21 protein-coding genes and 3 tRNA genes are annotated in these 19037 nt (G+C 65.2%); 16 read left to right on the plus strand and 8 right to left on the minus strand.

Annotated elements, in window-relative coordinates:
* Positions 1-85 precede the first annotated feature (85 nt).
* Both gloA2 and hisC read right to left on the minus strand, forming a co-directional pair.
* Positions 86-490 (minus strand): SMU1112c/YaeR family gloxylase I-like metalloprotein, encoded by a 405-nt coding sequence (gene gloA2 / locus ACOJCM_RS05315; protein WP_445211028.1) that lies wholly within the window; start codon positions 488-490, stop codon positions 86-88.
* Positions 491-539: 49 nt separating this feature from the next.
* Positions 540-1595: a histidinol-phosphate transaminase gene (gene hisC / locus ACOJCM_RS05320; protein WP_445211029.1), complete on the minus strand. Its 1056-nt coding sequence runs from the start codon at positions 1593-1595 to the stop codon at positions 540-542.
* 113 nt (positions 1596-1708) lie between these two features.
* On the opposite strand from hisC, the gene ACOJCM_RS05325 reads away from it, so the two are divergent.
* The 5 genes from ACOJCM_RS05325 (at position 1709) to mnmH (ending at position 6860) form a co-directional block, all read left to right on the plus strand.
* On the plus strand, positions 1709-2605 hold the full coding sequence (locus ACOJCM_RS05325; protein ID WP_445211030.1) for an AEC family transporter: 897 nt from the start codon (positions 1709-1711) through the stop codon (positions 2603-2605).
* A 116-nt stretch (positions 2606-2721) separates the two neighbouring features.
* Positions 2722-3171, plus strand: coding sequence for a copper resistance protein NlpE N-terminal domain-containing protein (locus ACOJCM_RS05330; RefSeq protein WP_445211031.1), 450 nt, complete (start codon positions 2722-2724; stop codon positions 3169-3171).
* A 105-nt stretch (positions 3172-3276) separates the two neighbouring features.
* Positions 3277-4653 carry a DNA repair protein RadA gene (radA, locus tag ACOJCM_RS05335; RefSeq protein WP_445211032.1) on the plus strand — a complete coding sequence of 459 codons (1377 nt, stop codon included), beginning with the start codon at positions 3277-3279 and terminating at the stop codon, positions 4651-4653.
* A gap of 54 nt (positions 4654-4707) precedes the next feature.
* Positions 4708-5745 (plus strand): selenide, water dikinase SelD, encoded by a 1038-nt coding sequence (gene selD, locus ACOJCM_RS05340; RefSeq protein ID WP_445211033.1) that lies wholly within the window; start codon positions 4708-4710, stop codon positions 5743-5745.
* On the plus strand, positions 5742-6860 hold the full coding sequence (gene mnmH / locus ACOJCM_RS05345; protein ID WP_445211034.1) for a tRNA 2-selenouridine(34) synthase MnmH: 1119 nt from the start codon (positions 5742-5744) through the stop codon (positions 6858-6860). Before selD ends, mnmH begins: the two co-directional genes overlap by 4 nt.
* A 9-nt stretch (positions 6861-6869) precedes the next feature.
* Here mnmH and ACOJCM_RS05350 read toward each other — a convergent pair whose 3' ends face one another.
* The gene (locus ACOJCM_RS05350) at positions 6870-7565 is read right to left on the minus strand and encodes a type 1 glutamine amidotransferase (RefSeq protein WP_445211035.1); all 696 of its coding nucleotides are present in this window, start codon (positions 7563-7565) and stop codon (positions 6870-6872) included.
* Between the two features lie 48 nt (positions 7566-7613).
* On the opposite strand from ACOJCM_RS05350, the gene ACOJCM_RS05355 reads away from it, so the two are divergent.
* Together ACOJCM_RS05355 and ACOJCM_RS05360 are read left to right on the plus strand one after the other, a co-directional pair.
* Complete coding sequence (locus ACOJCM_RS05355) at positions 7614-7907, plus strand: MGMT family protein (protein WP_445211036.1); 294 nt, start codon at positions 7614-7616, stop codon at positions 7905-7907.
* A 53-nt stretch (positions 7908-7960) separates the two neighbouring features.
* A complete protein-coding gene (locus tag ACOJCM_RS05360; protein ID WP_445211037.1) occupies positions 7961-8551 on the plus strand; it encodes a YjaG family protein in 591 nt (196 codons plus the stop codon).
* A gap of 10 nt (positions 8552-8561) precedes the next feature.
* Here the strand turns inward: ACOJCM_RS05360 and hisF are convergent, their stop codons facing one another.
* The 4 genes from hisF to hisB form a co-directional block, all read right to left on the minus strand.
* Positions 8562-9335: an imidazole glycerol phosphate synthase subunit HisF gene (gene hisF / locus ACOJCM_RS05365; protein ID WP_445211038.1), complete on the minus strand. Its 774-nt coding sequence runs from the start codon at positions 9333-9335 to the stop codon at positions 8562-8564.
* Between the two features lies 1 nt (position 9336).
* Positions 9337-10089, minus strand: coding sequence for a 1-(5-phosphoribosyl)-5-[(5-phosphoribosylamino)methylideneamino]imidazole-4-carboxamide isomerase (hisA, locus tag ACOJCM_RS05370; RefSeq protein WP_445211039.1), 753 nt, complete (start codon positions 10087-10089; stop codon positions 9337-9339).
* A gap of 68 nt (positions 10090-10157) precedes the next feature.
* Positions 10158-10799 (minus strand): imidazole glycerol phosphate synthase subunit HisH, encoded by a 642-nt coding sequence (gene hisH / locus ACOJCM_RS05375; RefSeq protein ID WP_445211040.1) that lies wholly within the window; start codon positions 10797-10799, stop codon positions 10158-10160.
* Between the two features lie 30 nt (positions 10800-10829).
* A complete protein-coding gene (gene hisB, locus ACOJCM_RS05380) occupies positions 10830-11423 on the minus strand; it encodes an imidazoleglycerol-phosphate dehydratase HisB (RefSeq protein ID WP_445211041.1) in 594 nt (197 codons plus the stop codon).
* A 185-nt stretch (positions 11424-11608) separates the two neighbouring features.
* Here hisB and ACOJCM_RS05385 point away from each other — a divergent pair, with 185 nt between their 5' ends.
* The 7 genes from ACOJCM_RS05385 to ACOJCM_RS05415 all read left to right on the plus strand — a co-directional run bounded on the left by ACOJCM_RS05385 (position 11609) and on the right by ACOJCM_RS05415 (position 16247).
* Positions 11609-12064, plus strand: coding sequence for an acetyl-CoA sensor PanZ family protein (locus tag ACOJCM_RS05385; RefSeq protein ID WP_445211042.1), 456 nt, complete (start codon positions 11609-11611; stop codon positions 12062-12064).
* Positions 12061-14409: an AsmA family protein gene (locus tag ACOJCM_RS05390; protein ID WP_445211043.1), complete on the plus strand. Its 2349-nt coding sequence runs from the start codon at positions 12061-12063 to the stop codon at positions 14407-14409. The genes ACOJCM_RS05385 and ACOJCM_RS05390 overlap by 4 nt, the downstream gene beginning before the upstream one ends.
* A gap of 72 nt (positions 14410-14481) precedes the next feature.
* Positions 14482-15573 carry an A/G-specific adenine glycosylase gene (gene mutY, locus ACOJCM_RS05395; protein WP_445211044.1) on the plus strand — a complete coding sequence of 364 codons (1092 nt, stop codon included), beginning with the start codon at positions 14482-14484 and terminating at the stop codon, positions 15571-15573.
* Between the two features lie 31 nt (positions 15574-15604).
* Positions 15605-15877 (plus strand): oxidative damage protection protein, encoded by a 273-nt coding sequence (locus ACOJCM_RS05400; protein WP_445211045.1) that lies wholly within the window; start codon positions 15605-15607, stop codon positions 15875-15877.
* Between the two features lie 92 nt (positions 15878-15969).
* A tRNA-Phe gene (locus ACOJCM_RS05405) sits at positions 15970-16045 on the plus strand.
* Positions 16046-16051: 6 nt separating this feature from the next.
* Positions 16052-16126 (plus strand) — tRNA-Gln (locus tag ACOJCM_RS05410).
* Positions 16127-16171: 45 nt separating this feature from the next.
* Positions 16172-16247, plus strand: a tRNA-Thr gene (locus ACOJCM_RS05415).
* 183 nt (positions 16248-16430) lie between these two features.
* On the opposite strand, the gene ACOJCM_RS05420 is transcribed toward ACOJCM_RS05415, so the two are convergent.
* A complete protein-coding gene (locus ACOJCM_RS05420; RefSeq protein ID WP_445211046.1) occupies positions 16431-16976 on the minus strand; it encodes a YqhA family protein in 546 nt (181 codons plus the stop codon).
* 235 nt (positions 16977-17211) lie between these two features.
* On the opposite strand from ACOJCM_RS05420, the gene thpD reads away from it, so the two are divergent.
* Entirely contained in the window at positions 17212-18204 is a 993-nt protein-coding gene (gene thpD, locus ACOJCM_RS05425; protein ID WP_445211047.1) for an ectoine hydroxylase, read from the plus strand.
* 112 nt (positions 18205-18316) lie between these two features.
* Positions 18317-18982 (plus strand): fumarylacetoacetate hydrolase family protein, encoded by a 666-nt coding sequence (locus ACOJCM_RS05430; RefSeq protein WP_445211048.1) that lies wholly within the window; start codon positions 18317-18319, stop codon positions 18980-18982.
* The last annotated feature ends 55 nt before the right edge of the window (positions 18983-19037 follow it).

Here is a 19037-nt window from a genome sequence, read left to right on the forward strand (position 1 = left end):
CCGCCCGCCGGATGGCCGGCCCGAACATCGTCAGGCATCTCTTCCCAAACCCCGCGTTCGAAAGAACGCGGGGTTTTCTCGTTTGTCATTCTTGCTCGTACAGCTCGATGGGTGTGCCGTCGGGGTCGCTGAGAAAGGTAAAGCGCGAACCGGTCAGAGCGTCGGTCCGTATTGGCTCGGGCTCGACACCGCGCGCCCTGAGCAGGCTCACGCAGGCGTCGAGGTCCGGCGTGGCCAGGGCGAGGTGGCGCAGCCCACAGGCCTCAGGGTAGCTGGGGCGCGGCGGCGGCGAGGGGAAGGAGAAGAGCTCGAGTCGAATGCCGCCGGGGAGACTCAGGTCCAGCTTGTGGCTGTCGCGTTCTTCCCGGTAGGTCTCGTTGAGGACCTCCGCGCCGAGCACCTCGGTATAGAAACGCTTGGCGCGAGGATAGTCGGCAGTGATCAGGGCGATGTGGTGAACGCCCGCGAGGGGGAGAGGAATCGTGGACATACGGTACCTTGGGCCAGGACGGGCGCTGCCGGCGCCTGTCGGCTGAGTTTCAACGGCAGAGCAGTTCGAAGACCTCGACCAGACTGTCCATCTCGTCATCGGTGCCGATGGAAATGCGTAAAAAGTCGCGCAGCGCTTCGGTATTGAAATGGCGCACCAGGATACCTCGCTCCCGTAGGCCGACGAAGAGCTGCGCGGCATCGTGCTCGGGGTGACGGGCCAGCAGGAAATTGGACTGCGAGGGCAGCACGTCGAAGCCCAGTTTCGCGAGCCGTTGAACGGTTCGCTCACGCGTGGTCATCACGCGTTCTCGACAGGCGTCGAAATGCTCACGATCCTCCAGTGAAGCGATGCCGAGTGCACTGGCCAGGCTGTCGATGGGGTAGGAGTTGAAGGAGTCCTTGACCCGCTCCAGGCCTTCGATCAGATCGCGCGAACCGATGGCGTAGCCCAGCCGTAGGCCGGCCAGGCTGCGCGATTTGGAAAAGGTGCCGGTTACCAGCAGGTTGGCGAAGCGCTCTACCAGCGGCACGGCGCTTTCTCCGCCAAAGTCGACATAGGCTTCATCGACCAACACGACTTGCTTCGTCAGTCGCTCGAGCAGTGCGGAAATGGCCTCGCGGGGATGCCCGTGTGCGGTAGGCGCATTGGGGTTGGCGAAAATGGCCCCGCCGCTGTCGGTCGTGAAGGCATCGAGATCGACTCGCCACTGCGGGTCCAATGGCAGAGCGCGCCGCTCGACATCGTACAGCTTGCAGTAGACCGGGTAGAAGCTGTAGGTGATCTCCGGCATCTCGAGCGGCCGATCTTGGTGGAAGAAAGCCTGGAAGGCCAACGCCAGCACCTCGTCGGAGCCGTTGCCGACGAAGACCTGCTCCACCTCGACACCATGCTCCCGAGCGAGCGCCTTACGCAACGCCAGGGATTGCGGATCGGGATAGAGCCGCAGATGGTCGACAGGAAAGTCTCGCAGCACTGCCGCCACGCCGGGCGCCGGCGGGTAGGGGTTCTCGTTGGTATTTAGCTTGATCAACTTCTCGCGCGGTTGCTCTCCCGGTACATAGGGTGTCAGCTCGCGTACGGCGGGGCTCCAGAACTGGCTCATGAGGTCTCGTTTCTCGCAGGAAAGACTTTAGGTCATGTTGACCGGTGCGGCGTGACCGCGCAAGCCGGTGGCGTGCTAGCCTAGGCGCTTTCGCGTGAACCCGGGACCCGTACATGACCGCCCAGATCATTGCCACCCTGCTGCCGGTTTTCCTCATCGCCGGCTGCGGTACCCTCTATGGCCGTTTTCGCACGCCCGATATACGCAGCCTGAACACCCTCAACATGGAGATCTTCGTGCCCATGCTGGTGTTCGCCGTGCTGGCGGATCGGCAGGCGCCGCTGGCGGAATACGCCGGCCTGGCACTGGGGGCCGCCGTCGTGGTGCTGGGCTCCGGCGTGGTGCTGTGGCCATTGGTCAGGCTGCTCAAGCTCGAACCCAAGACCTTCCTGCCGCCCATGATGTTCAACAACTCGGGCAACATGGGCATACCGCTGCTGGTGCTGGCCTTCGGTGAGGCGGCCCTGCCCGCAGCGGTCGTGGTGTTCATTGTCGAGATGCTGCTGCACTTCTCGGTGGGGCTCTACATGTTGAGTCCCCGGACGCCGCTATGGCGGCTATTGCGCATGCCCATCGTGCTTGCCAGCCTGGCAGGCCTGGGCGTCAACTTGGGCGGCGTGCCGTTGCCTGGTTGGCTTCTCGAGGCGCTGCACATGCTGGGAGGGGTATGCATACCGCTGATGCTGTTCGCGCTCGGCGTGCGCATGCTCGATATCGACTTCGCAGATTGGAAGACCGGCCTCCTGGGCGCGGTGCTTTGCCCGCTCTCCGGCCTGGTCCTGGCCGTACCGATGATTCTGTGGCTGGAACTGACGGGGATGCAGGCGGCGGCGCTATGGGTATTTGCCGCGCTGCCTCCCGCCGTGCTCAACTATCTTGTAGCGGAGCAGTACCGGCAGGAGCCGCACAAGGTGGCCTCGCTGGTGCTGATCGGCAATCTAGGCAGCCTGATCGTGATGCCCATCGTGCTGGCACTGGTATTCTTGCATGTCCATCCGGGGGCATCCTAAGGCGGTATGACAGACATAAACCATCGAGACTGTCTGCCAGCGTCCTAAGGGGTTATGCTGTGACATACGCTGACACACGGTACATGGCGACAAACCCATAGGTTAGGAGTGAGCAAATGCAAGTAAGGACCCTGCTGGCTGGCTCGGCCATGCTGGCCTTCCTGGCCGGTTGTGCGGCCGGCCCGGCTGAAGACCGTGCCGACATGGCAATGGACGATGCCGAAGTCGTATACCAAGGTACCCTGCCCTGCCGAAATTGTGCGGGTATCGATCTCAACGTGAGGATGCGAGGCGACGAACAGGCTTCTGCCGAGGAGCGGACCTTCGATCTGCGCGCCAGCTACCAGGAGCATCCCCAAGATCCGCCCGATGAAGAGTACTCGGGCAATTGGGAGGTGCTCAGCGGTACCGCAGTCGACCCCGATGCCACTGTCTACGAGCTGACACCGGATGGCGAGGGGCAGATCTACTACTTCCTGCGCGTCGACGAGCAGACCCTGGAGTTGATCGACCCTCAGCGTCGTCGGTTCCAGAACAACGAAGCTCTTCAGCTGCAGCGTCAGTAAGTCTGACTCGGGCAGTAGCGAAGGCGGCCTTAGGGCCGCCTTCTTGCGTTTGGCAAGACGACATCCTGTTAGAATGGCCGACACGGAAACCGAAGAGAGGCCAGCATGGCCAAAGCGAAGAGCGCCTTCGTTTGCACCGAGTGCGGGGCGGAATATCGGAAGTGGCAAGGGCAGTGCTCAAGCTGCCTGGAGTGGAATACCTTGAGCGAGGTGCGCCTGAGCGCACCCCGCCCGGGAGCGGCGACCTCGGCCGGGACCGGGCGGTCAGGCTACGCCGGCAGCCTGTCGAAAGAAGTCGTCGACCTGGGCAGCGTGGATCTCACCGAGGTGCCGCGGCTCTCCTCCACGTTCGGTGAGTTCGATCGCGTATTGGGTGGCGGGCTGGTACCGGGCTCGGCAGTGCTGCTGGGCGGCCACCCCGGCGCCGGCAAGTCGACCCTGCTGCTGCAGACCGCCTGCAAGTTGGCCCAGGCTCGCAAGGTGCTGTACGTCACTGGCGAGGAGTCGCTCTCCCAGGTGGCGATGCGAGCGCATCGACTGCAGTTGCCTACGCAGGGGCTGAAAATGCTGGCCGAGACCAGCGTCGAGACCGTGCTGGCCGTGGCCGAACGCGAGCGCCCCGAAATACTCGTCATCGACTCGATCCAGACCATGCACCTGGAAGACATCGCCTCGGCACCCGGTGGCGTGGCCCAGGTGCGGGAATCGGCCGCAGTGCTGACGCGCTTCGCCAAGCAGTCCGATACCGTGCTGTTGTTGGTCGGGCACGTGACCAAGGACGGCACCCTGGCCGGGCCGAAGGTGCTGGAGCACATGATCGACGCCTCGCTGCTGCTCGAAGGCGGTGCCGACTCGCGCTTTCGTACCCTGCGCGGGCAGAAGAACCGTTTCGGCGCAGTCAACGAGCTGGGCGTGTTCGCCATGCTCGAGCATGGCCTGAAGGAAGTGAAGAATCCCAGTGCCATCTTTCTTTCACGCGGCGAGGAGCAGGCGCCGGGCAGCCTGGTGATGGTGGTGTGGGAGGGGACGCGTCCGCTCCTCGTCGAGGTACAGGCGCTGCTCGACGAGTCGGCGCTGGGTAATCCTCGGCGGGTTGCCGTGGGGCTCGATCAGAACCGCCTGGCCATGCTGCTGGCGGTACTGCATCGCCATGGCGGGCTTTTCACCGGCGACCAGGACGTCTTCCTCAATGTCGTCGGCGGGGTCAAGGTGCTGGAGACCAGCGCCGACCTGGCCGTGCTGCTCGCCGTGGTTTCCAGCCTGCAGAACCGTCCCTTGCCGCGCGAGCTGGTCGCCTTCGGCGAGGTAGGGCTATCCGGTGAGATCCGCCCCGTGCCCAGTGGGCAGGAGCGAATCGTCGAGGCGGCCAAGCATGGTTTTACGAGAGCCATCGTGCCCCGGGCCAATGCGCCGAAGCGAGCTCCGGAGGGCATGGAGGTCGTGGCCGTGGACAAGCTGGCCGACGCCCTCGAGGCGCTGTAAGGCAAGGAGGTCCCACTGCGGTAGAATGATGAGTGAACTGCCAAGGAGAACGAGATGAGCGCGATTCGCCTGACCCAATACAGCCACGGCGCTGGCTGTGGCTGCAAGATTGCCCCGGACGTACTCGACAGTATCCTGGCCAAGGCCGGGCCCGGGGCAACCCATTCGCGTCTGATCGTGGGCAACCAGGGCCGTGAGGATGCGGCCGTTTATGACTTGGGTGATGGCCGCGGCATGATTGCCACCACCGATTTCTTCATGCCCATCGTGGACGATCCCTTCGACTTCGGCCGCATTGCCGCGACCAATGCCATCAGCGACGTCTACGCCATGGGCGGGAGGCCGGTCCTGGCGCTTGGCATTCTCGGCTGGCCACTGGACAAGCTGGGGCCGGAGATCGCCGGCGACGTGGTGGCGGGTGCCCAGGGCGTGTGCCGCGAGCTGGGCCTGGCGCTGGCCGGCGGCCACTCCATCGACGCGCCGGAGCCGATCTTTGGCCTGGCGGTCAATGGTCTGGTCGACCTGGAACACCTCAAGCTCAACAAGGGCGCCCAGGTGGGTGACCTGCTGTTCCTGACCAAGCCGCTGGGCGTCGGTTTCCTGACCACCGCCGAAAAGCAGGGCCTCCTGGAGTCAGGCCATCAGAACCTGGCCCGCGAGACCATGCTGCAGCCCAACCAGATCGGCATGGCCCTGGCCCGGGTGTCCGGGGTGCACGCCATGACCGACGTTACCGGCTTCGGTCTGGCGGGCCATCTCACCGAGGTGTGCCAAGCCAGCGGCGTGGCGGCACGCATCGATTTTCGCCGTCTGCCACGGCTCGCCGAGGCCGAGGCGTACCGCCGTCGTGGCGCGGTGCCCGGCGGTACCCATCGCAACCGCAACGCCCTGGGTACGGCGCTGAAGGACATGGACGAGCCGCACTGGCAGTGGCTTTGCGACCCGCAGACCTCCGGTGGGCTGTTGCTCTCGGTACATCCCTCGTGGGAGGACGATGTCGAGCGCATCGGACGCGAACACGGTATCGAACTGGTGCCGTTCGGCGAGGTGGTCAAGGCCGAGGGCCAGGCCCTGATCGAGGTGCGTGGGTGAGCCAGTTGATCGAGCCAGACCTCGCCCTGCTGCGGCAGGGACGTCCGCTGATCGACGTTCGGGCGCCGGTGGAGTTCGCCCAGGGCAGCCTGCCCGGAGCGGTCAACCTGCCGCTGATGGACGACGAGGAGCGTCGCCTGGTGGGTATCGCGTACAAGGACCACGGACAGCAGGCTGCCATTGCGCTGGGCCAGCGGTTGGTCAGTGGCGGTATCCGGCAGGCACGCATCGATGCCTGGCGGCGCATGGTCGAGGCGAATCCCGATGCAGTGATCTATTGCTATCGGGGAGGGCTGCGCTCGCAGATCGCGCAGCAGTGGCTGGCCGAGAGCGGCGTTGCGCGGCCACGCATCCGCGGTGGCTGGAAGGCGATGCGCCAAGCGCTGTGCCAGCGCATCGATGCAGCCGCCCAACAACACCTGCTCGTGGTCGGCGGGCTTACCGGCTGTGCCAAGACGGCGCTGATCCAGGCCCTGCCCAATGGTCTGGATCTGGAAGGCTGTGCCCGGCACAAGGGCTCGGCCTTCGGCAGGCATCCCCTGCCGGCCCCAAGCCAGATCGATTTCGAGCATGCCATGGGGCTGCGCCTGCTTGCGCTTGCCGGCCCATTGGTGGTGGAGGACGAGTCGCGGCATATCGGCGCGGCCAACGTGCCGCTCGCCTTCTGGCGGGCGATGGAGCGTGCCCCCCGAATTCGGGTGGAGATGCCGCTCGACTGGCGCCTGGCGCAGATCCACAAGGATTACATCGACGACCTGTGGACGATCTATCGGCAGCAGTTCGGCGAGTGGCTGGGCTGGACACTGATGCGCAAGCAGCTTTCCAGCGCACTGGCGCGCTTGAAGAAGCGGTTGGGCCATGCGCGCCTGGCGCGCCTCCAGCGGCTTCAGCAGCTCGCCTTCCGCGAACACGAGCATGGCAATCGCCAGGCCCACGAGGCCTGGCTGGCGCCGCTGCTCACCGAGTATTACGACCCCATGTACCGCTACCAGCTGGAGAAGCGCGACCCAGGGCGCTTCCTCCATGTCGGCGACTGGGAAAGTTGCCGGGAGGCGGCGCGAGAATGGTCGAGCGAGGCGGCACGACAGCCGATGGGGCAGCTCCAGCCGGCCTGACGCGTGGCTTCAGGCCGCGGCGCTGCGAATCCATTGGCTGAGCAGGCGGTCGAGCAGCGGCGCCAGACGATCGAAACGCCTGGTATCGGCCAGGATGCTCTCGGCGGGCTGCACGTGGGGGCTGGCCTCGCTGCCTTCGGGCCTTTCGCTGCTCGTCAGCAATGCGTTGACGCCGGCTCGCGTGACTTCGAGATGGCACAGCAGACCGAGAGCGCGTCCCGCATCCCAGGCAAAGCCCTGCACAGGACTGCCGGGGCTCCCGCCCAGTGGCAGGGCATCGTCGGGCAGCGCGAACACATCGCGGTGCCACATGAAGGCGGTAAACCGCTCCGGCAGGTCGAAGGGGCTCTCCGGGGCCAGGGTCACCTCGTGCCAGCCAACCTCGGCGAAGGTGCCGCGGCCCACCGTGGCGCCAAGTTCGGCTGCGATCATTCGGGCGCCCATGCCGATGCCGAGCAGCGGCTTGTTGCCGTCCAGTGCCCTGGCGATCAGCTTGCGCTCGCGCTTGAGCCAAGGGTGGCGCTCGTCCTCGAGAATGTCCATGGGGCCATCGAGCAGGATCAATGCATCGGCATCGGCCAAGCTAGGGGGCGCCTCCCCGGCGTGGAGATGGAAAACGGTATGACTGTGTCCCATGCTGTTCAGCCAGTCGGCGATTCGTCCCGGGCCATGATGCGGGCTGTGTTGTAGAAGATGAAGATGCATGGAAACCTCGCCATTAGGGGTGACACGGTACGGGGAGCGGCAGCGAATATGAAACCGGCGTTGCGTGAGCAGATCCTGACCATCCTGGCAGCCATACCGCCGGGGCGGGTGACCACCTACGGCCGTATCGCTGCCATGACCGAAGGTGCCACGCCCCGCCTGGTGGCCCGGGCGCTGCGGGAATTGCCCGACGACCACGGGTTGCCGTGGTTTCGCGTGATCACCGCCTCGCGCCGGCTGGCCGATCATCCCGGCGCCATCGAGCAGCGTCAACGGCTCCTGGCCGAGGGTGTGTGGTTCGATGCGAGGGGGCGAGCGGCTCCCGAAGCGCTGTGGCCATGAGCCGGTGATATCTCCGTTACCCTGTTATGACCGTCATTTCACCAGGAGAATCCATGAACCAGCCAAAAGGCGGCTTCCACGAGCGGCTTCAGGGGCTCTCGCTCCGGCAGCAGCAAGCTTTCATGGCGGCGCTTTGTGAACGGTTGCTGCCCAACTACGTGCTCTACGCGCAGATGACGGGAGACGGCAACCCGTCGGGGCTGCGTGCGATTCTCGATCTGGTGTGGGAGCAGCTCAGCGTGCGCGAGGCGCGCATCGACTTCGAGCGCCAGGCCGAGAAGCTTGCCGAACTCGAGCCATCGGCGGACGACGACAGCTTCGGTGCTCGACGTGCGGTGGAGGTGGTTGTCGCAATGACCTCGCTGCTCGATACGCTGCGCGGTGAATCATCGGATGCCGTCGTCGAGGTCAGCCGCATCTCCAAGGGTGGGGTCCGCGCCTACATCGAGATGACTGAGGGTGAAGAGGATGCCGGTAAGCTGGCGAAGCTGGTGCGCGAGCATCCTCTCATGGCAGACGAGGACGACTTCCAGGATGCCGTGCTCGAAGCGGCGGAAGGCCGCCTGGACCGCGAAGCGCTGAAAGCGCTGCGCCAGCTGGGGCGCAACGACGGCGTGAGCAATCTCGGCCTCGAGGTGGGCTAGGGAGGCAGTGTCACAAGCGCATTTCGATGCCGCGCTCGGCCATGTAGCGCTTGGCCTCGGGGATGGTGTACTCGCCGAAGTGGAAGATGCTGGCGGCGAGCACCGCATCGGCACCGCCCTCGTGCACGCCATCGACCAGGTGGTCGAGATTGCCGACCCCCCCGGAGGCGATCACCGGCACTGTCACGGCATCGCTGATGGCGCGGGTGACGCCCAGGTCGAAGCCAGCCTTGGTGCCGTCACGGTCCATGCTGGTCAAAAGCAGTTCGCCGGCACCGAACTCGACCATTTTCATTGCCCATTCCACGGCGTCGAGCCCGGTGGGGCGGCGCCCGCCATGAGTGAAGATCTCCCAGCGCGGCGGTTCACCTTCCGCCGAGACGCGCTTGGCGTCGATGGCCACCACGATGCACTGGCTGCCGAAGCGGTCTGCCGCTTCGCGCACGAAGTCGGGGTTGGTCACCGCGGCGGTATTGATCGAAACCTTGTCGGCGCCAGCGTTGAGCATGGTGCGGATATCGTCGCAGGTGCGGATGCCGCCACCCACGGTCAGCGGAATGAAGACCTCGCCGGCGATACGCTCGACCATCTCCACCGTGGTGTCGCGATCCTCGTGACTGGCGGTGATATCGAGGAAGGTGATCTCGTCGGCGCCTTGCAGATTGTAGCGCTGGGCGATCTCCACCGGGTCGCCGGCGTCGCGGATGCCGATGAAGTTGACGCCCTTGACCACGCGGCCGGCGTCGACGTCGAGGCAGGGAATGATGCGCTTGGCCAGGCCCATGTCAGTCTCCCGCTTGGTTGCCGGTAAGTTCGTCGCACAGCCGCTGCCCTTCGGCGACGTCCAGGGTGCCCTCGTAGATGGCCCGGCCGGTGATGGCGCCAAGGATGCCGGGCTCGCCGGCCGCCACCAGCGCACGCAGGTCGCCGAGGTCGGTCACGCCGCCGGAGGCAATGACCGGCAGGCCGCCTTCGCGGGCGAGGGCGGCCGTAGCGTCGACGTTGACCCCGTTCATCATGCCGTCGCGGGCAATATCGGTATAGACGATGCTGGAGACGCCGTCGTCGGCGAAGCGCCTGGCCAGATCCACCGCTCTCACCTTTGAGACCTCGGCCCAGCCGTCGGTGGCGACGAAGCCATCTCGGGCGTCGAGACCGACGATCACGTGGCCGGGAAAGGCCCGGCACATTTCGCCCACGAAGTCGGGCTCCTTGACCGCCTTGGTACCGATGATCACGTAGGAGACGCCCGCAGCCAGGTAGTGCTCGATGGTTTCGGCGGAGCGAATGCCGCCGCCGATCTGGATGGGTAGGTCAGGCCAGCGCCGGGCGATGGCGGTGACCGCCTCGCCATTGACCGGCTTGCCCTCGAAGGCACCGTTGAGATCCACCAGGTGCAAGCGGCGGGCACCGGCCTCGACCCAGCGTGCGGCCATGGCCACCGGATCGTCGCCGTAAGTGGTGGCGTCGTCCATCCGGCCCTGCTTGAGGCGGACGCACTTGCCGTCCTTGAGATCGATGGCGGGAATTACCAGCATGTCGTGTCCTCTAGGGTGCGCACGGGCCCAGCCGGGCCAGGCGCGGTGCCCAGTTGACCGGGCGCGGGTCAGGGCGCCCAGTTGACGAAATTTTCCAGCAGCTTGAGTCCGGCCCGGGAACTCTTTTCGGGATGGAACTGCACGGCAAAGGTGGCGTCACGGCCAACGGCTACATGGGCAGCGATCCGCCCGTAGCGCGTGGTGCCGAAGACGCAGGCGTCGTCGGTTGCCGCCACGTAGTAGCTGTGGACGAAGTAGAAGTGCTCATCCTGATCGATACCTTCCCACAGCGGGTGCGGGTGGTATTGGCGCACCAGGTTCCAGCCCATGTGCGGCACTTTCAGGCGCTGCCCGCGGTCGTCGACCATATCGGTGGGGAAGCGCTTCACCTCGCCGGCCAGAAAGCCCAGGCAGGGAATGCCGCCGCTCTCCTCGCTGTGGTCGAGCAGCATCTGCTGGCCGACGCAGATGCCCAGCAGCGGTTTGCTCTGGTTGGCCAGCAGCTCCTCCACCAGGCCGCGCAGCTCCGTCTTCTCGAGCTCACCCATGCAGTCGCGGATCGCACCCTGGCCGGGCAGCACCAGGCGGGTGGCGCCCTGGATGCGCCGCGGGTCGCGAGTGATCACGACGTGCTCGTGGGTCACATGTTCCAGGGCCTTGGCAACCGAATGCAGGTTGCCCATCCCGTAGTCGATGACGGCAATGGTCATGGAGGCTCCTCTCAGGTTCGGACGTCTGCGCTACAGGCAGCCCTTGGTGGACGGCATCTGGCCGGCCATCCGTGGGTCAGGCTCCACGGCCATGCGCAGCGCGCGGCCAAAGGCCTTGAAGATGGTTTCCGCCTGATGGTGGGCGTTGAAGCCCTTCAGATTGTCGATGTGCAGCGTGACGCGGGCATGGTTGACGAACCCCTGGAAGAACTCCCAGAACAGCTGGGTGTCGAGTCGGCCGATGCTGGCGCGAGTGAACTCGACGTCCATGAACAGTCCCGGGCGACCGGAGAAATCCACCACCACCCGTGACAACGCTTCATCCAGCGGCACATAGGCGTGGCCATAGCGGAAAATGCCGCGCTTGTCGCCGATGGCCTGGTGGAAGGCCTGGCCGAGCGTGATGCCGAGATCCTCGACGGTATGATGGTCGTCGATATGCAGGTCGCCCACGGCCTTGATCTCCAGGTCGATCAGGCCGTGACGAGCCACCTGGTCCAGCATGTGATCGAGGAAGGGAACGCCGGTTTCACAGCTCAGCCGCCCCTCGCCATCGAGGTTCACGGTGACCGTGATCTGCGTCTCCTTGGTGTCACGGGTTACCGTGGCAATTCGCTCGGACATGTCGGGCTCTCTTCGCGCTCAGGCGCGTCGCATGGTGTGGGCCCGGTATGCCGCAGGCGGCCTCCGGGCGGGCAAGTCGCGTTGCTTGCCATCATGGGCCATCCATTATAGAGAATCGTACCCCCCATCCGCTACAATGCGCCCAACACAGCGGCGGCGGCCCGAGCCGCAGCCAGGAGACCGTCATGCCGGTAACGCTTCATCTCGTCGACAGGAACACCTGGGCGAACGATCCACAGGTGCGACACGACCTGCAGCGGATCTATGCGGACGCACCGGCCGACCGCCTGGACCTGCCCGTGGAGGACTTCATTCGCCGGCATTTCGAGGCCGGCCACTTCTTTGGCTGTGCGCGCTTCAATGAACGCCTGCTCGGGGCGGTGACCGTGTGTGCCGACGACCAGGCCTGGTGGTTATCGGAGCTATGCGTTCGCAAGGCCACTCGGCGGCGCGGTGTCGGCTCGCGGTTGCTGGCGCTGGTGAGCGAGACGGCACGAGCTGGCGGCTGCGAACTGCGGGCACCCTCTTCTCAGCTTCCTCTCGCCGACCAGCTGTTGCTGTCCCGCCTGGGCTATCGTCTGCATGCCACGGGTGACTATTTCGTGCTGGCTCCACCGCTGCAAGGAGGCGGTAATACATGAAGCGATTGTTACAAATGCTGTTGGCCGCCATCGGGGTGCTCGGTGTCGTGGTCGTGGCCGCCGTCGTCTATGTCACGACCTTTCTCGACCCGGAGGATTTCAAGCCTCGTCTGGTCGAGGTGGTCCGTGAGCATAGCGGGCTCGAGCTGACCCTGGACGGCCCGCTTTCATGGTCGTTCTACCCACGCCTCGGCGTGAGCGTGGAGCGGGCTGAAGGCCGGTTGCCGGAGCAGAGCGAGGATGAACGGCCTTTCCTGGCTTTCGCCCATGCGGAAGTCAGCCTGGCCTTCGCCCCGCTGCTGCGAGGCGAGATCGCCATCGAAGGCCTGACGCTAGAAGGCATGCAGCTGCGTCTGGCACGTGACGAGGAGGGGCGTGGCAACTGGGAATCCTTGCTGCAGCGCCTCGACGAGCGCCGCGAGGGGGCCGAGTCGGCGCTGGCGCCTGCCAGTGCCGGTCCCAGCCTGGAGGGTAGCAACCTGGCCGTGGCGCTCAATATCGCCAGCGTCCAGGTGCGCAATGGCGCGGCGACCTACCGCGACCTGGCGGCGGGGGAGGAGTGGGTTTTCCAGGAGATCAATCTTTCGGGCACCAACGTCAATCCGCAGCGCGCCTTTCCGTTCAAGACCTCCTTCCGACTGAGATCGTATCCCACGCTCGACTGGCGTGAGCTCGAACGCAACCCGACGCTGGCGAGCGATGTCACGCTCGAAGGGCGCATGCGGCTAGCCCTGGCCGAGCGCCGCTACGTGATGGAGAGTCCAAGGCTCAGTACCATGAGCCGGCTGGCTGGTATCCAGCATCCTCAGCAGCTCAATCTGAGCGGGCAGCAGCTGATTCTGGACCAGTCACAGCAACGCCTACAGCTTCAGGAGGGCCGGGCTGAGGCCGGGTTGCAGCACCCTGCCCTGGGCGAAGGCTCCCTACCCCTGGCATTGACCATGGCCCTGGATGCCGATCTGGCGGAGAGCACGGCACAACTGCGCGATGTGCAGCTGACCGGGCCGGATAACCTGCGCTTGAGCGGACACCTCAATCTGGCCGGCCTCGATCAGTCGCCGAGCTACAGCGGCCAGGTCAGCCTCGCGCCTTTCTCCCTGCGGCCGTGGCTCGAGCGCATGGATAAATTGCCCCGGATGGCGGGGCAACAGTCGCTCTCCGACGTGGCCCTGACCAGTCCCGTGCGAGGCGACCTCAAGCGCTTCGAACTGGCCGGCCTGACCCTGGTCCTGGACGGCAGCACCTACACCGGGAGACTGACCGCGGGTTTCGGCGGTGAGCTGCTCGACTTCGAACTTCAGGGCGACCGTCTCGACCTGGACCGCTACCTGCCCCCGGACGAGGCCGCCGAGCAGAGCACGGCCAGCAGCGGTCTGCCAGGCATCGGCGAGGCCGTTGCCGACGATTCGGCAACTCTGGTTCCCGCCGAGTGGCTGGCCAAGTTGACGCTTAACGGGGCGCTCGATCTGGCGCAGTTGCGTCTGTCGGGGCTCGATTTCACCGATGTGGCGCTGGTTGTGTCCGGCCGCGATGGCCAGCAGCGGCTCGAGCGCTTCAGCTCGGTCTTCTACGACGGCGAGTTGAGCGCCAGCGGCGCTCTCGACCTGACACGCGAACCGATTCACTGGCAGGCCCGCCCCTCTCTGTCACGGGTGCGCCTGGAGCCGCTGCTCCAAGCCCTGGCGAAGGACGACAGCCCGGCGCCGCTGCGTGGACGGCTGACGCTTGGCGGCGAACTCGAGACGCGCGCCAACACGTGGCCTGCCATCAAGCGCAATCTCAATGGGCGCATGGCAGGGCATATCGACGAAGGTGCCGTGCTCCAGGTCAATGTGTCGCAGGAGCTGTGTTCGCTTGCCGCCCTGGTCGAGGGGGACGAGACGAGCCGGGACTGGAGCGCCGACACTCGCTTCGATCGCGCCGAAGCCAGCCTGCGCATCTCCGACGGCGTCGCCCGCAGCGAAGACATTCTGGTCACGCTTCCCGGTATCGAAATGGGCGGTGTCGGTGAGCTGGACCTGGGCAGCGAACGCTTCGACCTGCGTGCTGCTGCCCGCTTCGTCGATGGTGCGGATGCCGCCTGTTCTGTCAATCCTCGCCTGGAGCGTGTCCCGCTGCCGGTGCGCTGCAGTGGCGAGCTATCCGCCGACAGCGGCGAGTGGTGCCGCTTCGATCGCGAGGCGTTCCAGGCCAACCTGGCCGAACTGCTGCGCGAGGAAGTTTCCCGGCGTGCCGGGGACGAGCTGGAGCGCCGGCTGGAACGGCCGCTCGAGCGCCTCGAGGAGCGTCTGGGCGAGAATGCCGGTCGGGAACTTCGCGACGCTCTGCGCGGTCTGTTGAATTGACCCTAAGCCAGTCCCTGCGCCGACTCCCTCAGTCGGCGCTTTTTTTCGTCAGGTCAACGTCGAGGTAGGTTCATGAGCGAAATGCCCACGCCTGTTCTCGAGCCCGTGGCGTTCCAGCAGCGCCTGCTGGAGTGGTTCGACCGTGCCGGCCGTCACGACCTGCCCTGGCAGCGTGAGCGCACGCCCTACCGGGTGTGGGTGTCGGAGATCATGTTGCAGCAGACCCAGGTTGCCACCGTGATTCCCTATTTCGAGCGTTTCATGGCACGCTTTCCCACCCTGGCCGAGCTGGCGGTGGCCCCTCAGGACGAAGTGCTGCATTTATGGACCGGGCTTGGCTACTACGCCCGGGGCCGCAACCTGCACAAGGCGGCTCGACAGGTCATGGCCGATTACGGTGGCGAGCTGCCGGTGACAAGCCTCGAGGCGCTGTCCGGCCTGCCCGGCATCGGCCGTTCCACCGCCGGGGCCATCATTGCCCAGAGCACCGGGCAGCGTGCGGTGATTCTCGACGGCAACGTCAAGCGCAGCCTGTCACGCCTGCATGCGGTAGAGGGCTGGCCGGGGCGGCCTGCGGTGGAACGCAGGCTCTGGGCGCTGGCCGAGCACTACACGCCGGAGCGTCGCGTCGCTGACTACACCCAGGCGATCATGGACCTCGGCGCGACCCTGTGTCGTCGCGGCATGCCCGAATGCGAGCGCTGTCCGTTCGCCGACGTCTGCATCGCTCGCGCCCGAGGCGAGCAGCGCCGCTTCCCCGAGTCGAAGCCCAGCAAGGCGTTGCCCACGCGGACCACGCTGATGCTGGTGCTACGTGACGCCAGCGGTCGGGTCCTGCTCGAGCAGCGGCCTGCCAGCGGCCTGTGGGGAGGCTTATGGGGACTGCCCCAGTTCGACGATCTGCCGGCACTGCGTGCCTGGCTCGACGTTCATGCGCCCGCTGCCGCGCTCGATCAGGCCTGGCCGTCCTTCAGCCATACGTTCAGCCATTTTCGCCTTGACATCACGCCGCAGCCGGCGCGGATCGCCAGGCTGGATTCGGTTGGTGAGGCGCAATGCTGGTACGATCCAGGCAACCCCGGGCGCATCGGCCTGGCAGCCCCGGTGAAGTCACTGCTGGCCTCGCTCGCTCCGTTCGCCCTGGTTGCGCCGGAGGGGCCCTGAGAACCGGCATTTCAAACATGAGGAGTACGCCATGAGCCAGACTGTCTTCTGTCGCAAGTATCAGCAAGAACTCGAGGCGCTGCCGTTCCCGCCGCTGCCGGGCAAGAAGGGGCAGGAGATCCAGGCCAGCGTGTCGAAGCGGGCCTGGGAAAAGTGGCAGGCACTGCAGACTCGGCTGATCAACGAGAAACACCTCAACATGCTCGACCCCGAGGCCCGTGCCTACCTCAACGAGCAGATGGAGCGCTTTCTCGACAACCGCGAAACCGACCAGGCGGAAGGCTATGTACCCCCCGAACGCTAGCCCGGCCGGCGCCGGTTCGACTCCGGCATCTGCATGAAACGAAAGGCTTGACGCTGTCAGCCTGATCTTGTTTAATACGCACCGTTGGCAGCGGCCAGATAGCTCAGTCGGTAGAGCAGGGGATTGAAAATCCCCGTGTCGGCGGTTCGATTCCGTCTCTGGCCACCACAATGCTGGGGTATCGCCAAGTGGTAAGGCACCGGTTTTTGGTATCGGCATTCCCAGGTTCGAATCCTGGTACCCCAGCCACGCCAACCCTCTATCCGATCTGCACTTCGCTTGGATCGGTCCCGAGCCGGCATAGCTCAGTTGGTAGAGCAACTGACTTGTAATCAGTAGGTCCCGGGTTCGACTCCTGGTGCCGGCACCATCAAAACTTCGGGACTGGCAGCATTTGCAGATTCCAAAACCGCCCTCGAAGGCGGTTTTTTGCGTTCATTGGGCTGCTATTGTCGCCATTTCAAATGACCCAGGCGCTTGAAGCCGCACGGCTCGCCGCCAGTGGGTGGCGGCCATGCGGGTGCATCACCGGCCAGCAGAGCGCGACAGGCCCTCAGTGTTTCTGTGCCAGGCTCATCAGGTAGAGGGCGCCGGCCAACGCCAGTACCGACAGCGCCAGATAGATGGCCTCCAGAGGCGTCTGGAAGCGAATGTCCACGACGGCGCGAAAGAATTCGATGATGACCGCGAGGATGACCACACGGGCAATCTTGTCCTTGAGCTGGTCGAAGGACTCGACATTGAAGGGGTGCCTCGTGGCGTGCTCCTCGGCCTGCTCGATGGGCGAGACGAAAAGCCGGTAGACCCCGAGGCCGAAAATCAACAGCACGATCGCCACCAGGTAGATATCCACGGCCATGACCACGCTCGGTACGACGGTGTCATGAATGTCTGGCCCACCCCCGACGAGATAGTACCCGGCAGTGGCGAGGACCAGCTTGAGGATGTCCATGGTGCCGATGATGAAGAGTGCCAGAGCGGCCGCCAGGCTGGGAATGACAGCCAGCAGCACGAGAAAACGACTGCTCCATAGCCAGCGCTCGAATCGCCGCTCCCAGCGGCCTTGAGGTGGTGACGGCGGTTCGGGTGTCTGCGGCATGGCAGTCTCCTGGCGGTGTGGCAAGTGGATGCATGGCGAAACGGGTCCATGGAGGCCGCTAATGTAGCAAGGCGAGCCAGGCCGATGCCATGACGAGAAGCCGAGTGCTCTTGAAAGCGAAGTGCATCGTCCCCAGATCTCTGCGGCAAGGTCCTGTTGGGACTTCCTCTCACGGCTGTACGCCGTTGCGCGAGTTGGGACTGAAACTGATCACGGAAACACAGGAGGTGATTGGATGGCAGTGCAGACTTCGTCCAACCGTAAGCTGAAACAGGCAACCGATTATGCGGTTGCCGACACCATGACCGCCCAGGTCGACATGACACTCGATCGCGTGCGCGATCGCTACCCCACCCGGCTGGCCAGGCCGCTCGACACCCTGTGGCTGGAACGCCAGGAAGGCGTGGTGCGTGGCCAGGCCGACGAGGGGCCGCTGAGCCAGGCGCAACTCGACGAGTTCGACCGCAAGGGCTTCCTGTTCGAGCCCGGCTTCATCAGCGGTGAGGAACTCGACGAGCTGCGTCGGGAGCTGAGCGAACTGCTCAATCGCGACGATTTCCGCGATCGCGACTTCAGCATCACCGAACCCGACAGCCAGGAGATCCGCTCGCTGTTCGCGGTTCACTATTTGTCGGAGCGCTTCGCCAGCCTTGCGCGCGATGAGCGCCTGGTGGGTCGCGTGCGCCAGATCCTCGGCGGCGATGCCTACGTGCATCAGTCGCGCATCAACTACAAGCCGGGTTTCGAAGGCAAGGGCTTCAGCTGGCACTCCGATTTCGAAACCTGGCACGCCGAAGACGGTATGCCGGCCATGCACGCCGTCAGCGCCTCGATCGTGCTGACCGACAACCATGAGTTCAACGGCCCGCTGATGCTGATTCCCGGCTCGCACAAGGTCTTCGTGCTGTGCCTGGGCGAGACGCCTGACGATCACCATCGCCAGTCACTCAAGCGCCAGGAGTTCGGCGTGCCGGGTCGCGAGGCGCTGCGCGAACTGGTTGGCCGCCACGGCATCGAGGCACCGAAAGGTGCGGCAGGCGGGCTGCTGCTGTTCGACTGCAACACGCTGCATGGCTCCAACGCCAACATGTCGCCGGACCCGCGCAGCAATGTCTTCTTCGTCTACAACCGGCGCGACAATGCCTGCGTCGAGCCCTTTGCGGCACGTCGCCGGCGCCCGAGCTTCCTGGCGCATTCGCCGGACGCACCGTGGACACCGGAAGGCTGATGCCGGAGGAGCCCTGAGCCCACGGAGCGGATGGAACAGGGCGCATGGTGCGGTAGACTGTTACGCTTGTCGTCGATAAGCGGCACGCAACATAATAAGGAGTAGACCCGCCATGCGCTTTGTCCCCCATTTCACCGATGGCCAGGCGTTTCCCCACCCGCTCGGCAAGATCGTTTGCGTCGGCCGCAACTATGCCGATCATGCCAAGGAACTCAACAACCCGGTACCCAGTGAGCCGTTGTTGTTCATCAAACCGGCCACCAGTGCGGTACGGCTGGATGAAACCCTCGACCCGCCTTTCGCCCGTGGTGAAGTGCACTACGAGGCCGAGCTGGCGCTGTTGATCGGAGAACGCCTGACCCATGCCACGGCTGACGAGGCCGAGCGTGCCATCGCCGGCATCGGCCTGGCCCTCGATCTGACCCTGCGCGACTTGCAGACACGCTTGAAGGAGAAGGGGCATCCATGGGAAGTGGCCAAGGCCTTCGACGGTGCCTGCCCGCTGACCGATTTCCTGCCGCTGAGCCGTGTGCCGAACTGGAATGCCCTGACCTTCGAGCTCCAGATCAACGGCGAGCTTCGTCAGCACGGCGAAGGGGCCGACATGCTGTTCCCCATTCCCACCCTGGTGGCCGAGATGAGTCGTCACTTCACCCTCGAGCCCGGCGATGTGGTGCTCACCGGCACGCCCTCGGGTGTCGGCGAGCTGCCGCGGGGCGCGACCCTGCACTTGACGCTCACCGGAGGCCTGGAGGCCGAGGGCAGGGTGGCGGAGTAACACGCCGTACGACGCTCAGGCCTTGCGAAAACGCCCCTTCGGCATGGCAGAAGGG

It is taken from the genome of Billgrantia hypersalina, from assembly GCF_052584175.1.